The 13,441-nt window shown below is 42.6% G+C and carries 15 protein-coding genes; 7 read left to right on the top strand and 8 right to left on the bottom strand.

The features are described from left to right. Positions 1-384, top strand: a 384-nt coding sequence (locus F6K37_RS18025) for a DUF2996 domain-containing protein (RefSeq protein ID WP_287251459.1), incomplete at its 5' end; no start/stop codon positions are given. 813 nt (positions 385-1,197) lie between these two features. Here F6K37_RS18025 and F6K37_RS18020 read toward each other — a convergent pair. Both F6K37_RS18020 and F6K37_RS18015 read right to left on the bottom strand, forming a co-directional pair. Next, positions 1,198-1,533 (bottom strand): DUF433 domain-containing protein, encoded by a 336-nt coding sequence (locus tag F6K37_RS18020; RefSeq protein ID WP_287251458.1) that lies wholly within the window; start codon positions 1,531-1,533, stop codon positions 1,198-1,200. A 189-nt stretch (positions 1,534-1,722) separates the two neighbouring features. After that, the gene (locus tag F6K37_RS18015; RefSeq protein ID WP_008190047.1) at positions 1,723-1,905 is read right to left on the bottom strand and encodes a hypothetical protein; all 183 of its coding nucleotides are present in this window, start codon (positions 1,903-1,905) and stop codon (positions 1,723-1,725) included. 284 nt (positions 1,906-2,189) lie between these two features. Between F6K37_RS18015 and F6K37_RS18010 the strand changes: the two genes are divergently transcribed. Beyond that, complete coding sequence (locus tag F6K37_RS18010; RefSeq protein WP_287251457.1) at positions 2,190-3,341, top strand: pentapeptide repeat-containing protein; 1,152 nt, start codon at positions 2,190-2,192, stop codon at positions 3,339-3,341. Between the two features lie 286 nt (positions 3,342-3,627). Here the strand turns inward: F6K37_RS18010 and F6K37_RS18005 are convergent, their stop codons facing one another. The 3 genes from F6K37_RS18005 to F6K37_RS17995 form a co-directional block, all read right to left on the bottom strand. Beyond that, the gene (locus F6K37_RS18005; protein WP_287251456.1) at positions 3,628-4,269 is read right to left on the bottom strand and encodes a VOC family protein; all 642 of its coding nucleotides are present in this window, start codon (positions 4,267-4,269) and stop codon (positions 3,628-3,630) included. 3 nt (positions 4,270-4,272) lie between these two features. Next, entirely contained in the window at positions 4,273-4,842 is a 570-nt protein-coding gene (locus F6K37_RS18000; protein WP_287251455.1) for a VOC family protein, read from the bottom strand. Between the two features lie 279 nt (positions 4,843-5,121). Beyond that, positions 5,122-5,262, bottom strand: a complete 141-nt coding sequence (locus F6K37_RS17995) for a hypothetical protein (RefSeq protein WP_287251454.1) — start codon at positions 5,260-5,262, stop codon at positions 5,122-5,124. Between the two features lie 141 nt (positions 5,263-5,403). Here F6K37_RS17995 and F6K37_RS17990 point away from each other — a divergent pair, with 141 nt between their 5' ends. Further along, on the top strand, positions 5,404-5,778 hold the full coding sequence (locus tag F6K37_RS17990; protein WP_287251452.1) for an AMP-binding protein: 375 nt from the start codon (positions 5,404-5,406) through the stop codon (positions 5,776-5,778). A 46-nt stretch (positions 5,779-5,824) separates the two neighbouring features. Here the strand turns inward: F6K37_RS17990 and F6K37_RS17985 are convergent, their stop codons facing one another. Then, on the bottom strand, positions 5,825-6,325 hold the full coding sequence (locus F6K37_RS17985; protein ID WP_287251451.1) for a TerB family tellurite resistance protein: 501 nt from the start codon (positions 6,323-6,325) through the stop codon (positions 5,825-5,827). A gap of 842 nt (positions 6,326-7,167) precedes the next feature. Here F6K37_RS17985 and acsF point away from each other — a divergent pair. From acsF to F6K37_RS17965, 4 genes are all read left to right on the top strand, one after another. Further along, positions 7,168-8,244, top strand: a complete 1,077-nt coding sequence (acsF, locus tag F6K37_RS17980) for a magnesium-protoporphyrin IX monomethyl ester (oxidative) cyclase (protein WP_287251450.1) — start codon at positions 7,168-7,170, stop codon at positions 8,242-8,244. A gap of 67 nt (positions 8,245-8,311) precedes the next feature. Further along, positions 8,312-8,479, top strand: a complete 168-nt coding sequence (locus tag F6K37_RS17975) for a hypothetical protein (protein ID WP_287251448.1) — start codon at positions 8,312-8,314, stop codon at positions 8,477-8,479. 36 nt (positions 8,480-8,515) lie between these two features. Continuing rightward, on the top strand, positions 8,516-9,325 hold the full coding sequence (locus tag F6K37_RS17970) for a hypothetical protein (protein WP_287251446.1): 810 nt from the start codon (positions 8,516-8,518) through the stop codon (positions 9,323-9,325). A gap of 630 nt (positions 9,326-9,955) precedes the next feature. Next, positions 9,956-11,407 carry a BCD family MFS transporter gene (locus F6K37_RS17965; protein ID WP_287251445.1) on the top strand — a complete coding sequence of 484 codons (1,452 nt, stop codon included), beginning with the start codon at positions 9,956-9,958 and terminating at the stop codon, positions 11,405-11,407. A gap of 449 nt (positions 11,408-11,856) precedes the next feature. Here F6K37_RS17965 and F6K37_RS17960 read toward each other — a convergent pair whose 3' ends face one another. After that, positions 11,857-12,327: a hypothetical protein gene (locus tag F6K37_RS17960; protein WP_287251443.1), complete on the bottom strand. Its 471-nt coding sequence runs from the start codon at positions 12,325-12,327 to the stop codon at positions 11,857-11,859. Further along, a partial coding sequence (locus F6K37_RS17955) for a tetratricopeptide repeat protein (protein WP_287251442.1) occupies positions 12,324-13,441 on the bottom strand: 1,118 nt, incomplete at its 5' end. The genes F6K37_RS17960 and F6K37_RS17955, both read right to left, overlap by 4 nt.

The following is a 13,441-nucleotide window of genomic DNA, read 5'->3' as shown; positions in this document are numbered from 1 at the left end:
AAACCACCAGCAATTGAAAAGAAACCCTTTACTGAATTTGTGGAACAACATTATGTGCCAGCCCTTAAGACTGCTTTTGCCAAACAAGGTATTGATGATGTAGATGTGACGTTTGCTAAACAGAAAATCCCCATTCCGAGTTTGAGTCAAATGGATGACTGTTGGCAAGTAATGGGTAGTTGGCAAAATGGGCAACGTAAATTTAACGTTTATTTCCTAGACGAAGATATTAAAAAACAAAAGGCTTTTTCGGCCTCAGCTAATGGTGTTAACCCTAGTACAATCGAGTCTTTTATGATTGATGAACGGAGAGTGACTCTTGATCTAATGGTTCATTACACTATACAACGGCTAAATGCTCAGAAGTGGCTAATGTGGAATTAGTTATTCTTGGATAAAGCTTAGGTAGATTGTCAGCTATCAGCTATCAGCGTGTCGCGTATCAGCTTAAGCGCTAAGCGCACGCTACTTGAGGTGCTTATGCGCGTAGCGTGGCCTTTGGCCAAGGGCTTTTTCCCAGACTTTCAAGTCTCTAAAATAGAGAACTATTAAATTCGGCATTGCTTAACAATGGAATGATTTGAAGAGTTTTGTGGAATGGGCATCTTGCCCGTTACAATTCCCGGGCAGGCAGGATGCCCACCCCACTCATATTCATTCCTTGATTCAGCAACGCCATTTTTTTAGGTTTTTAGAATTGTTTTATAGCACTACCCATTAAGGTTACGACAAGGTTACGACATTGATACAAGCTGAAAAGCTATATACTGAACTTTTGCCTTTTGCCTTTTGCCTTTTGCCTTTCGCGTAGCGCTATATTCCGTAGTTTGACTAGGGCTAAATCTTATAGGGCTGCGCCAAAATAATAGAAAAAAGGGAATGGGTGCTGCATGGCTTTATCATAGCACTAAAAACTACTCCCATAGCTTTATATCATGTCAGGATAATTACCCTTAATAAAAATATCCACCATCTGCCCACACTTCCCTAAGTCTTACTCCTAGTGAAAAATAGGGATTCCCGCAAAAAAATGCGATCGCATCAACCAAAAAAATGCGATTGGCCGTAGGCCACGCTACGCGAGTCACGCGTTCGCAAAGCGTGGCCTACGGCCTCAGCTTCCGCGCTTTTGCGATCGCTTACAGATACTCAATACGCCCAACCATGTCCTCTGGAGTATATACTTCATAAATCCGACTACTCACCCCGAATAGCCCTCAATCGTGATTCTAAAGGAGAAGGGGGACTATTGCGCTTCATTTCTTCCACAAACGCTGCACTTTCTGCGCTATGGCGGTCAATTTCTTCCCGATGATCGTAATAATAGGCCATTGCCGCATAAACCGCTGCCTTAGATAAATTATACTCAGAGGCAATTTCTTCTAAGGATTCTCCCATCTCCAAATACATTTTGGCAATAGTTGCGACAGGCATTATAGTGCCAATAATGCGAGGTTTACCACCACAAAAGTCAGGGTCTATAGCAATATACTCTGTACTGCTCTGTTGGATAGACATTTGTTCAGCATTCATCAAAAATCCAATAATTCAAGCAAGGGTTATAATTATGGCGTTGCTTAATAATTGAATGATTTTAAGAGTTTTATGGAATGGGCATCTTGGGTGGAACTGGCATCTTGCCAGTTTCATGCTTACTTATTTTCGAGCGGGCAGGATGCCCACTCTACTCTTATTCATTCCTAAATTCAGCAACGCCTAGTTTTATTTCCCTTTAGACTTAGGTAGTGACAGTCCCAGATAGCCTCCAAGACCTATTTTTGCCATATCCATAAACGTGGGGCGGTACTCTTCATCCATGACGGCTAGGGTAAGTGACCCCCCAAGTAATATCGATATAATAGCAGCTTGAACCATTTCTTTGATTGTCAGAGTTTTGTGAGCCATAGGTTTTTTCTGTAACTGGTAAACTTGACTGCTACTTTTAATGGTTACCTACAAAAACCGAACCCTTGACTGTCCAATGGATTAGTTGCTAATCTCTTTTGATTTCTGTATGATTGTCTTGTGACTGAGCTGTGATTGCGCTAAAGGTTATGGCGCTGGCGGCAGGGAATAGCAAACTTCAGATCAGAGAATTATTTAGTTTAGTCATTTAGGGCTGCATCACTTACTATCTTGATTTTTTTAACACTATTACAGCTATTGCTATTAAAAAAAATCTCCATACTATGAAAAAGTGTAGCCCAGGTAAAAAAAAGAAAAAAATAACTATCATCGCCTCTGAAAAAGGTATAGAAAAAGCTGAAAAAGCTTTAATCAGGCTAGGATTTCACTCTAAAAGTAACTTAGCGAAGTCACAACTTATAGGTCGCAGTACAGTAACAAAGTTTTTTCAATCCAAGCCAATTCAGCTGGATTCCTTTAAACGGATATGCCAGGCTCTGAAACTAGACTGGAAAGAAGTCGCGGGAATAGCAGACGAAAACCGATCACAACCGCTAACCAGAAATGATGGCAGTAGCTCAGAGCTGGTAGAGGGGGTGGAGCAAGGGCAAGCACTTAGGCGCAAAGTGACTGTAATCGATAATAAAAGTAAAATAAGTAAAGCTGTTATCATCTTAGAAGGGGATATAGATTCAGTTCAAAATTTAAAACATATTCAATCTATTTTACGAGACTATTCAGGAGATAGTATAAATATTATTGATATTAAACCAGGCAGCATCAGATTAATTGTAGAGGGTTTTCCGGAGGATATCGAACAGCTTAGATCTCTGATAGAATCAGGAGAAGTCAACGAATTAAACGGTTTTCCTGTTCAAGATATTGAAATTTTGAGGGAAAGGTCAGAGGATGATCAAAATAACGAGTTTGATCAGAAATGGGGTCTAGTGGAAGAGATTGCTAGGCGTGGAGCTGTGGGTCGAGACTTGAGGGATGCGGACCTGAGTGATGCCGACCTCAGTGATGCCAACCTGATTGGTGCCGACCTCAGTGAAGCTGACCTCAGTAGTGCTGACTTGATTCGTGCTAATCTAAAGGATGCCAACCTGATTTTTGCCGACCTGACTGAAGCGGATCTCAGTGAAGCGGATCTCAGTGAAGCCTACCTGAGTGGTGCCTACCTCAGTAGTGCCAACCTAAGTCATGCCTACCTGAGGGGTACTTACCTGATTTATGCCGACCTCAGTGAAGCCTACCTGAGTGATGCTGACCTTAGTGATGCCAAGCTTAGTCGTGCTAAAGTTAAAAATGCCCGATTCGGATATAACTCAGGAATTGATCCATTGATGAAAGTTGACCTAATTGAACGAGGCGCAATTTTTGAGGATTTGCCAGGGGGGGATAGCTATGAAAGTTTAACCCCTAGCAAAAGATAGGGATTACCGAAATTAGGGAGTGCTGGTAATTTTTTGGAATCCGGTAAGCTTCAACAAAAAAAATGGGATTGGCCTATGGCCACGTTACGTGAACGCTTACAGATAAATGCAGAAAGTTTGGGGTTGCTGAATTAAGGAATGAATAGGAGTAGAGTGGGCATCCTGCCCGCTGGAAAATAAGCATGAAACTGGCAAGATGCCAGTTCTACGCAAGATGCCCATTCCACCAAGATGCCCATTCCACCTCACTCTTAAAATTATTCCATTATTAAGCAACCCAGAAAGTTTACATAGTAAATAGTGTGCCCCGTAATTTCTGTTGTGCTTCAATGGCCGCAAACAAAGATTTAAAGTTACCGGCACCAAAGCCATCATGATTGTTGCGTTGCATAAACTCGAAAAATAACGTAGGACGAGCTTGTAATGGCCGGGTAAAAATTTGCAGAATGTAACCTTTGTCATCGAAGTCGATGACTATGTCTAACTCCTGCATAACATCTACAGAAACCGATAGGTCTAGCCTAGATTTGTCTAACTTGTCTCGCAAATCTTCGTAATATTCTTGAGGCACTGGCAAGACATTGCAGCCTCGTTGCCGTAAAACTCGTACCGTTTTAACTAAATCTTCTACGCAAATCGCTACATGTTGAATGCCACCTGCTCCGTGAAAATCCACAAACTCTTGTGTTTGGGAACGACCCATGAAGCGCTGTGAAGGATCATTGACTGGGATTTTAATGGTTTCATCAAAATCAGATACCACCATAGATTTTAACCCAGATGTTCCTGTTTGTAACAGTGAATCATCTACAGACCAAAAACGATGAAATCCTAATCTATTGATATAAAGTTCGACGACTTTTTCCAAGTCTCCTACCTGTTGATTAGCGACCACATGATCGATACGTCCAATCTGAGGATCGGGCAAAATTTATAAGAGGTAATTTTGTAATAGGTGTTGAGTTGAGTAACCTGGCAAAAATGCGCCTTGATAATCTTTCCTTTCTACAAAAGAATGTACTGTACTGCCGAAAGCGTGGACTTTGGCTACGGTTACTTGACCCCTCTCATCTTCTAAAACCTTAGGTGGAGAAACACTCTTTGCTCCATGGGCAATTGCATAGTCATAAGTAGCTTGGGCATTTTGTACAGTAAAAGCTACATCATAGACTGCGTCGCCATGTTGGGTTAAAAACTGATTAATTTCTGTTTCTCCTGGGTTTAATGGAGATGTAAGAACTAAAGTAACTTGACCCCCACGCAAAACATGAGAAGCATAGTTACGATCGCCAGTTTCCAAACCCTTATAAGCTATTGGCTTAAACCCCATGTGTGTTGAGTAATACAACGCTGCTTGATAGGCGTTACAGACCCACATTTCCACATGATGGAATCCCTGATAGGCTCCAAAGCTTGGTCGAGAGTGTTCCACTTGGTATTTGACACCGGCATCTAAACCAACCAGGTCGTTGAGATTACTGGAGTAATTTAGTTGAAGCATAGTAATAAGCCTTAGAGTTAACCTTATTTTAAAAAGAATTACTTCCGCAGTCGATGGCCTGTATATTCCATTTTGAACACTAAATCTATACTAACAACCACGGCTGAATCCTGACATGGTATTGGCCGTAAGCCACGCTACGCGAACGCTTACAAATACTCAATACCCCCAACCATTTACTCTAGAGTAGATAGCGTTTATAATAGTAATGAGGTACACAGATTTTTTTCCCTCATCATGTAAAGCCCAAAGATTAAGAAAAATGGTGTATTTATAAGTTTAAGAGACAAAAGAGTGTAGAGGTAATGGAGGCTGCATCTCATTAAAAAATGAATAAAACACAGCAATCAACCACAGGAGAGCTTGGGGAAAGGGAATATTGTAGAGGCGCTGCAACTCCTGAAAAGGTGGAATGGGCATCTTGCCCGTTTCCTAGGGTGAAAGAATTACCATTATTGACGGAAAAAGAGCGTCATCAACTACTGGTGGCATGGAACGATACAGCAACAGATTATCCCAAGGATAAATGTATTCATCAGTTCAAGTCTTGCCCAGGTGATTTTGTTGGATGCCGATTGGGATGTTATTACCTCAGAAACTCAAGAAAACCCTGTCAATCAAACAAAACCAAATAACTTAGCTTATGTGATTTACAACTCGGGGTCAACGGGGAGACCTAAAGGAGTTTTAATTCCTCACTCTGGACTTATCAACTTAGTTTTCTGGCACCAAAGAAATTTTGCGATCGCATCATCAGACCGCTCCACTCAGATAGTCGCAACCGCTTTTGATGCTGCCGTCTGGGAATTGTGGCCTTACGTGACAGCGGGAGCCACGATATATCTGGTCAAAGCTGAGACTATTCTTGACCCAGAAAAGCACAGAATAAAAAACCAGTATAACTACTGGTGGTTGATGAGGATTTCAATTTACTGATCAGCCAAGTAGATCGAAATCCTCTCTAAAAAGCTGTCAAGCAGAATTAACCTTCTGTTTCAAATAAGCCAATCCGCAGTCGATCGGTTGTCTCTTCCATTTCCGCCACGGACTCTAGGCTAACAACCACACTGGGTTCAACTCCTAAAATTTCCGCCGCTTTAGCAACCGCTGCTTTTTCTTTTTCATGGTAGTTCCCATCAGCTCGACTCATTTTGATCGCTTGGTACAACATAGAGCGGCGAAAATTCAATGAAAAATCATACTTGATTCCACTCAATAGCTCTTCAATGTTAGCATTTTTCCAATCGAATTTGCGGAGGGTTTCAATGTACTCTTGAACAGCGTCAGAGTGTTCCGCCATCATTTCTTGTTCGTCAATAAACCACTGTAATTCTTCTTCTGCGAGTTCTCCATCTGCACCAGCGATCGCCAATAAGGCGCAGCCGTAATTTACCCCCACCTCCAAATCAACTGAAGTGTTAGAAGAAAAGCCATATTTACGCTCAGCATATTTGCTGAGTTGGACAGTTTTTCCACTGGTCATGTTTTTCTACTTTTTTTATTGGTTTTGAGCATATTCAGTTTGATTCAACCAACTTTAGTGCAATTTGTCAACTCAATGTAAGTAGATGCGCTACGCGAACGCTTAAAAATACTCAATATACCCAACCATTTTATATAGAAAATATCGCGTTTATAATAGTAATGAAATACACAATATTTTTTACCTGTTCCCTATTCTCTAAAACTTAAGCATTCAGTAATTATTGGCTGATACGCGACACGCTGATACGCGACACGCTGATAGCTGACAGCTGTTCGCGTAGCGCTTATACTTACCTAAAAAAAAGGGGGAGTCGAAACGGTTCCCCCTTGAAAATCCCCATTGTTAAATCAAAACTATAAAGATGATAACGAAAAAGGGAATAACTTGATTGCATAACTTTATTAAATAACTTTATTAAATAATTCTTTTAGTTAAGTTATGTAACATATGTGACAGTTTTTATAGTTCAGGTTTACTTAAGCTTTCAGGTTTGCTTAAGGGTTCAGGTTTAAGCTACGGCAGGGGCAAAATGTGATAAAACTTTAAATTACGTTGTAACTCTTAACAAAAAAAAGCGCTTGAGATCACCAATACCCTGGTAAACTCAGAAAGCAATATATATATAGCAATAGATAGCAATCGTCATTGATTGGTGAAACTGACCCTGGGACAAGGTGTTGCCTTGTGTTCCCTGTGTGGGGAATCTTTATGGTTTCACGAGCTGATCCCGATTGCTAGGTCATTGTCATTGGTTTGGGCTTGGGTTGAGTGACCCGGATCTGGCCACACCAGGGCACCGAGAATGGTAAGCAACTATAACAAGCAAGCAAGAGCTTAAGATGGTAGATTCCCTTAAAAAACCTGATTTTGATGAAATCCGACCCGGTATAAAGGTACCGGCGAAGGACACGATCCTAACTCCCCGGTTCTACACTACTGACTTTGAAGCAATGGCGAAGATGGACCTCTCGCCTAATCAGGATGAACTCGAAGCCATCCTGGAAGAGTTTCGAGCTGACTACAATCGTCACCATTTTGTCCGGGATGAGGAGTTTAATCAATCCTGGGACCATATTGATGGGGAAAAACGCCGGTTATTTGTTGAGTTTCTAGAACGTTCCTGCACAGCGGAATTCTCTGGTTTCTTGCTGTATAAGGAATTGGGACGGCGCTTAAAGAATAAAAATCCTGTGCTGGCAGAGTGCTTTCTCCTGATGTCTCGTGATGAAGCACGTCATTCGGGATTCCTGAACAAGGCCATGTCAGATTTCAATCTACAGCTGGATTTGGGATTCCTGACTAAGAGCAAGAAGTACACCTTCTTTCAGCCGAAGTTTATTTTCTACGCTACTTATCTGTCTGAGAAGATTGGCTATTGGCGGTATATTACTATCTATCGCCATTTAGAAGCGCATCCTGAAGACCGGGTCTATCCAATTTTCCGCTTCTTTGAAAACTGGTGTCAGGATGAAAACCGTCACGGGGATTTCTTTGATGCGCTGATGAGAGCCCAGCCGGATACGCTGAATGACTGGAAGGCTAAGCTTTGGTCCCGATTCTTCTTGCTGTCGGTGTTTGCCACTATGTATCTGAATGATGTTCAGCGGTATGGATTTTATGCCTCCATTGGTTTAGATGCTCGTGAGTATGATAAGCATGTGATTGAGAAGACTAATGACACCTCAGGACGGGTCTTCCCAGTTATTTTGGATGTAGACCATCCGGAATTTTATGAGCGTCTAGAGATTTGTGTCCGGAATAATGATAAGCTGAGAGCGATCGCTAACTCAAATACGCCCAAGTTCTTGCAAATATTCCAGAAGTTGCCCCTATACATGTCTAATGCCTGGCAGCTCCTGAAATTGTACCTGATTAAGCCCATTGATATGACGGCTAAACAAGGTTCTATGATCTAAAGTTTGCTCCGCTAACTGTTAGCTTCGTTTTTGTGGTGATTCTACATTAGGTAGGATCACTTTTTTTTTGATTCCCTGCTCCCTACTCCCTACTCCCTACTCCCTACTCCCTACTCCCTACTCCCTACTCCCTACTCCCTACTCCCTACTCCCTACTCCCTACTCCCTATTCCCTACTCCCTATTCCCTTAGATCCGGAAATGATATAAGAATGACAGAAGTTTTATCGGTATAGGTGCGTCAGTTCTGTTAGTGTATTTTTTATTGTTGAGTGTTGAAAAATTTGGGACTTAAGTATCTAAAAACGGGATTACTGGGACTAACGTTTACTTTCACAGTTGCTTACCGAGCTGGGAGTCAAACTGTGCCAGTACCGGACTCGACTACAGGCAACCAAGAGGAAACTCAGGGGAATCCGCCTCAGCCTACTCCAGATAACTTACCAGAGTCCCCCCAGTCTGATCCTCCTGGTGATTCAGCAGCCCAGGAGTTGGATTTAAGTCCAGAGATAATCGAAGGCAGTCCGATGCTACAGCGTTGGCTGGAAGAGGTGCCGGATGTTTGGCAGGATATTCGCAATCAACCCAGTTTTCGCACTCGGTTGCGGTTGGGTTACTCCCAGTTTCCTTCTAATGGACAAGCAGCAGGGGTGAATGTGGGAGTGGAAGATGTGTTTATTGGTAATTCTGGCTTAACGGTTAGTGGGGATTATCAGGCTTCGTTTAATGGTGAGCGGGAAACCTTTGGGGTAGATTTGCGGTATTATGTGCGGCCCTTAGGGAGTTATTTCAATGTTGCCCCGATGGTGGGTTATCGCAATTTGGAAACTGATGGTTACTCTACCGATGGGGTAAATGTGGGAGCGCGGTTGCTGTTGGTTTTGTCCCGGACTGGTGCAGCTGATATTTCCTTCACTCAAAGTTTTGTTTCTATTGGCAGTAGTGATGAGGTCGGGATAAGCAAGCTTTCCTTTGGTTATGCCCTTACTCCCAATTTGCGGCTTGCTACGGATATTGAGAAACAGAATTCTATCGAAAATAAGGATAGTCGGGTGGGGATTGGGTTGGAATGGATGCCTTGAGTTGTTGATAGGGTGGGTAGTGTGGCTTACAGGGGTAGGTTTTTTACATCTGGTTCGGGAGTCGGGAGTCGGGAGTCGGGAGTCGGGAATCGGGAATCGGGAATCGGGAGCGATCGCGTAGCGTGACCTAGGGTCAATCGCACCAGCGCGGAAGCTTCGCTTCATCCCGTAGCGTGGCCATTCCCGTAGCGTGGCCTTTTGGCCAAGGCCAATCCCATTGATAGCGCTAGGTACAGAGAATAAAAAAATTCCCTGGATCAGGGAATTGAAAAGCAGATCAGCTAAAGGTTTGAGCAATGATTAGTGCCTTGAGTTGGTAAACACAATTACATCAATTGCTATCCCTATTCTATTAAGCTAACCAAGAGCGCGCTCGCGTAGCGTGGCCTACGGCCAATCGCATTTATCGATCCCATTAAGCTAACCCATTTAGGGATTTGATCTAAGCCATTTAGCTATAGCATTTACCTATAACATATCCAAATTGATCATGAAACCCAATGCTGATTTGTCATAACACCAAACAATCCTCGGATCTCTTTCCTACTATTCCCGATTCCCGATTCCCGATTCCCGATTCCCGATTCCCGATTCCCGATTCCCTCTCTCCCCTAAACTAAAACTCTACCGATGAAAACCAGTAATTTAGTCAAGTCTGAGCCTCCCTCCTCAGCCAAGCACCACAGACTTCCCAAGATTAATCTATTTACCATGTTCCGGCTTGGTCTATTCCAGATGGGATTAGGGATCTTGGCAGTGCTCACCCTAGGAGTGCTCAACCGAGTGATGATCGACGAGCTAGGTATTCCAGCCTCAATTACCGGGAGCCTCCTAGCCATTTCTCTGTTTATTGCCCCAGCCCGGGTATGGTTTGGTCAGCTCTCGGATACCAAACCCGTCTTGGGATATCACCGTACTGGTTACGTCTGGATGGGAAGCGGGTTATTTATGATTATCCTATCCTTAGCGGTACAAATCACTTGGCAATTGGGCAATCTCGTCGAAGGGGCTGGAGGTTGGACATGGTCAATTCCAGCTTATAGTTGGGTCGCTCTTGGGGCTCTAGTTTTTGGTCTATACGGTCTAGCCCTAAGTATGAGTTCCACTACCTTTTTTACCTTATTAGTGGATATTTCTGATGAAGACAACCGTGGCAAATTAATCGGTATTATCTGGTCAATGATGACTGTAGGTATTGCGATTGGCGGCATCAGCAGCAAAATTTTGCTGAAAGGATTAGATAATATTGATACATCCCTGGAAGTATTGCGGTCATCGATTACTGGGCTGTTTTTCTTCGTACCCTTAATGGTGTTCGGGCTAGCGGTATTAGCCACCTTTGGAATCGAGAAAAAATACTCGCGCTATTCTTCCCGTTCTATCCTAGCGAATCGCGAAGACCAGATTACCTTGGGCCAATCCCTAAAACTATTAACTGCTAGTCCCCAAACTGGCCTGTTTTTCACCTTTTTGGTGATCATGACCATCAGCCTATTTCTCCAGGAAGCGGTGCTAGAACCCTATGGGGGAGAGGTCTTTAATATGTCAATTCCTGAAACCTCTCTACTGAATAGCTTCTGGGGGATTGGGATGTTGATGAGCTTGAGCGCGACTGGCTTTTTCCTAATTCCCAATTTGGGTAAGCGCAAAACCACTCAATTAGGCTGTCTAGCGGTATCTATCTGCTTTATCTTGATTATTATGTCAGGATTTACGGAAAATTCTCAGCTATTCCAGGGAACCTTACTCTTATTTGGTTTCTCTGCTGGTATCGCTACCACAGGGGCTCTCAGTTTGATGTTAGACCTAACCGCAGCAGAAGCGGCTGGCACCTTTGTGGGAGCATGGGGATTAGCGCAAGCCATGTCACGAGGCATAGCAGTAGCCAGCGGTGGTGTGATCCTTGATGTAGGTAGAGCAATTTTTACTACCCCAGTCTTGGCTTATGGTGTCGTGTTTGCTCTCCAATCGGCAGGGATGATAGTAGCAATTTGGTTCCTAGGTAAAGTGAATTTTCAGGAATTCCAAGATAATGCTAAAGATGCGATCGCTGCTGTGATGGAAGGGGATTTGGATGGTTGAAGGCAGAATTTAGAATTTAGAATTTAGAATGAAGAATGAAGAATGAAGAATGAAGAATGAAGAATGAAAAATCTAGAATTCTAACTTCTAACTTCTAACTTCTAACTTCTAACTTCTAACTTCTAACTTCTAAAATGCGATCGCTTTCTTGGTGCGCGTTCCCTATTGAGGTAAAAAGTCAGCTCAGATGAATTGTAGGGTGGGCAAAAACATTTTGGTTCACATCAGTCTTCTAGATAAGATAACTTTGCCCACCCTACTTTAATTGGTATTTTTTTTATAAGCAAGTCCCTAAAAAGTCAGCTCAGATTATTTGTAGGGTGGGCAGTGGGTACTTTGGCGATGGCAAGCACATGACTCGGTTTGATGCACTGCCCACCCTACATCTACTGTATGCACTTGACGAAATCCTGCGCTATATGCTACCTTTCCACTTTGGAAAGCTCGGGCTACCTGGAACCAGTACCAGCATCCTTGCTATCACCAACTGGACCACGAGCATCATCAGGAGGGTAGTAGCCATCCTTCTCCGGAGGGTTTCCGCTAAATGGGTTGATTGGTCGCTCACAACCATTATTCACGCCCACCAAAATACCTTCAGGTATAGTCCATTTGTTGTTGTTGTGGCACTCAATGACTACATAAGCTCCCTTATCTATTCTTAGGAAGTCACCACGATAAAGCTTTTCATCTATGGATACAGGAATGGAAACGTCTTGATTTGAGCGTTTGATCTCACCCACTCCTTGAACTTCCCTAACGATTCCTACAGGTGATTCATCAGCAATAACTTGAGGTGATTCGTCTCCCTGAGCTTCCTCCACAGTTCCTACAGGTAATTGATCGGCAATAACTTTATTGGTAAAACCTTGTGCAACGGTAATACCAACGATTGTCAAAGCAGCTACTATGTGTTTCATTGTTTATTGGGCAACTGTTTAGTTAAGCCAGTTTCTAAGCGCTGTCTAGCTTGGTCAATCCATTTGTCTTGATCTATATTATAACTGGAGGAATATCCCAGGCAAGATGCCCAATTATTCATGATTATTGCAGTATTATTGTCACCTGCTTCTTCTAGTACCTGGGCTAGCAAACAGTAAGCTGGTGCCTTTTCCTTATCTAAAGTAATAGCATCCTGGAGATGACGTTTTGCCTCAGCATAGCGATTTTGTTTTAGCCGAGCCCACCCCAGGTTTTTAAGCAAATAGTATTTCACTTGCTCATTGTCAGTATTCTCAGTTAGGTATAGACCTCTTAGTAACAAGGAACTAGCCTGATAATATTTTTTGTCGAGAATATACATTCTTCCTAAGTTATTATAAGCAACTTCAAAGTCATCTTGTACAGCAATTTTGTATTCAGATAAAGCCTTTTTATTTTCTTGTAGTTCCTCATAAACTAATCCTAATTTATAATGAGGTTCAACGTAGTCAGGATTTAGTACTAGTGCTCGTTTGTAGCTTGATATAGCAGCAGCAAATCGCGGAGGACTATTTTCATCAAAAATATATCCATCACCAATATTTTTGTAAACCACTGCAATGTGAGGTAACGACAAACGAACGGTAACAGAAACTAGTAAAAGACTGAAGGCAATACCACAACTTACTTCTTCCCACAAATATTTAGGAATATTCAAACGGGTAAGAGCACGTTTGATTGAATCCTGTCCAGCTTTTGTGAGAGCGCTTCTACCGGCCAATAGTGTTAAGACGCTTTGAGTAGCAGTAACAAAAGCCCCTACGGTATCTGGTCCACCAGTCAGAAAGCGTGAGGAAATGTCTACGGTTAAACTCAACGACGATGTTAGAAATACAACTGTCAGTATTTTCCCTAGCCAGTCAAGATAATCCCATCGATGCTTTGGAGGTTTGAAGAACCACCACCAAGCGTCTACTTTAGGGTTCAAAATAGAATGCCATTCAGTTAGATCTACTACTGTGGTAATCTTATTAGTCTCTTGCTTTAATCGGTTATCTAGATCGTTAACCTTAATCAAGCTTCCTGTAGGAATCTGTGATTGATTGCTTAATT

Origin of the sequence: Moorena sp. SIO4E2 (assembly GCF_010671945.1) — a bacterium.
Taxonomy (GTDB): domain Bacteria; phylum Cyanobacteriota; class Cyanobacteriia; order Cyanobacteriales; family Coleofasciculaceae; genus Moorena; species Moorena producens.
Note: the sequence above shows the minus strand (reverse complement) of the source record. Positions and strands in the feature narration are given on the sequence as shown.